Raw genomic sequence first — 2,196 nt, 5'->3', positions numbered from 1 at the left:
AACTCAATGGCGTCGATCCGCAAGCCTATATGGCCGACGTCCTCACGAAGATCGTCGACGGCCATCTCGCGAGCAAACTCGATGAACTGATGCCTTGGGCCTACGCGACGCCCGCCGTGCTCAAAGACGTGGCCTGATAACAGCGGTTACGTTTCATTCATTGTTGAAGGAGATACAGCGGAAGATCGATCGAAGTTAGGCCCAGACTCACATGGCTGACGGAGAAACGCCCGCCGGCAAGCAAGGGCGGGCGTTTCTCGATTCATTGTGGCCGCGTCAGTTTGTGACCGTCAGACGCCTCCTGACCACAGAGAAGACGTCGGCCGACACGATATTGGTTGCCGCTAGCTCGTCAACGCTCTTGAACGGGCGGGCCTGTATAATCGCTTCGGCCTGGACCTTGGTCAGACCCTTGACGGCGGAGAGCTCTTCGACCGTCGCCGTATTGATGTCGACGCGCGCCTCGGCTTTCGTCGGCGCGGCAGTCGTCCCCGCGCGCGGGGGATATTTCTCGACCGGCGCGGTCTGAGCCATGACGGGCGCCGCCGCAAGAAGGGTGGCGGCGATAATGGCGGTGCGTTTCATGGGATAAACTCCTGATCTACGCCCCCATGTCGGGATCAGCTTTCCCGCGCGGTCCCGATCAGCGCGCTTATCTTCGCGTTCACGCTCTGAACGCACGCTGAAGTTGATGTTCATCCAAGGTTCAGTCCAGGCTGGAAGCTTAAGAATCGTCCGGCTCAATTCGGCGCGGACACGGCGTGGAGACGAGAAGCGGCTAATTGGAAGACTTCCCGACCTTTGGGAACCGCGTTCGGCGCGTCTCTCGACAAGGGCGTGCAATATCCGCCCGACTCGCGGTAGCCGGGGCACCGACGCCGGTTTTCCGCCAGGGCATCGCGGTATGGGCCGGTCCGCGCCGCTGCCTAAGTCCTGCTAACGCTTAACCTTGACGATTTTTTAAGGGAAACCGATCGATTGTGGCGCAATTCCTTTCCCTTCAGGGAGGATGCGTCATGCCAAAGAAAGCGCGAGAGCGCTGGTGCAACGCCACCGCCTGTGAAACTGAGCAGCGATCCGCCGTTGCGAAAGCGATTGGCTTACATCTGCAAGTCACGTTCGCCGGAGTTGTTCGCGAGCCGTTGCCTGAGAGGATGTCTGCTTTGCTGAGCGAACTAAGCGAACCGGAAAGGCGCGCTCAAAGCATTCGCAGGCGTTAAATCGGCGCTAAGTTTACCAAGGCGTTAATTTGGGAAGCGCCCCCTCCGATCGGCGATGCACGCCAAATCCGCAGCCGTGACAGTTGCGGCCGGTGATCGTTCGATCAAGCGCCATTGCACGGCGCTGCCTGCGCCTCTCCGGGGAATCCCCCACTTCTCCGAGTCACCCGGAAACCGTATGAAACGGTTATGGCACCGGTCGGGTGACGATCGTCGTACCGCCCGACTTGAAATGGAAATTAATGCCCAAAGATTTTCCCTGGGGCGCTGCGTCAACGCCGCCGAGCTGAACATCTCGGCACTCGCGCCGCGCCGCCTCTGTCCAGCGTCGCCAAATTTGAAGTCCTTCTTCGTCAGTGGAGTCGAGGAGAGGCGCGGTGGCGCGTAGAGTCGCGTTCCGTTTCCCCTGCTCATCAAACCCGGACGTGCAGATTTCCCGCATCCGGCTTTCCGACTGGCTTCATCATAATGCCCACGGCGGCGATACCTTGAGCTATTGCCGATTTTGGGTGATGGCAAGCATCAAGCGGCGGATTTTTGATCGGGCGCGATTTCGATTCCGTCATGGAACTTTACACCGCTGACGACCTTGGGCAGTCCTTGCAGTCGACGCCAGGTTTCGACGCCTCCATCAGCTTGAACACCATGAGACGCGCCGTGTCCTGCGAGAACGCGCCTTTTGTGCGGACCGTACGATGGCGCACCGTCGCAAATGCGCTCTCGATCGGGTTTGAGGTTCGCAAATGCGTCCAATGCTCTGCGGGAAAATCTAAAAACGTCAGCAAGGCGTCGCGATCCTTTATCAGGCAATCGACGGCCTTCGGGTATTTCGCCGCAAACTTCTCGGCGAAAATGTCCATCGCCGTATCCGCCGCCGCGCGGCTCTCCGATAACCAGATCTCGCGCAAATCCTTGTACGCGGCGCTTTGCAAGGCCTTCGGCAGCTTGTCGAGAACGTTCAGCGTCTTGTGAACCC

At 59.2% G+C, this 2,196-nt stretch carries 2 protein-coding genes and 1 pseudogene; 1 reads left to right on the top strand and 2 read right to left on the bottom strand.

Annotated features, from left to right (window positions below; genetic code table 11):
* Positions 1-137 (top strand): transposase domain-containing protein (locus NEI07_RS14115; protein WP_256035374.1); only part of this gene is annotated, 137 nt, incomplete at its 5' end.
* 139 nt (positions 138-276) lie between these two features.
* On the opposite strand, the gene NEI07_RS14110 is transcribed toward NEI07_RS14115, so the two are convergent.
* Both NEI07_RS14110 and NEI07_RS14105 read right to left on the bottom strand, forming a co-directional pair.
* The gene (locus tag NEI07_RS14110) at positions 277-585 is read right to left on the bottom strand and encodes a ComEA family DNA-binding protein (protein ID WP_256035373.1); all 309 of its coding nucleotides are present in this window, start codon (positions 583-585) and stop codon (positions 277-279) included.
* A 1,157-nt stretch (positions 586-1,742) separates the two neighbouring features.
* Positions 1,743-2,196 (bottom strand): annotated as a pseudogene (locus NEI07_RS14105) (transposase); the annotation flags it as partial.

Source organism: Methylocystis suflitae (assembly GCF_024448135.1).
GTDB lineage: Bacteria > Pseudomonadota > Alphaproteobacteria > Rhizobiales > Beijerinckiaceae > Methylocystis > Methylocystis suflitae.
This window is presented reverse-complemented; position numbering and strand designations above follow the sequence as displayed.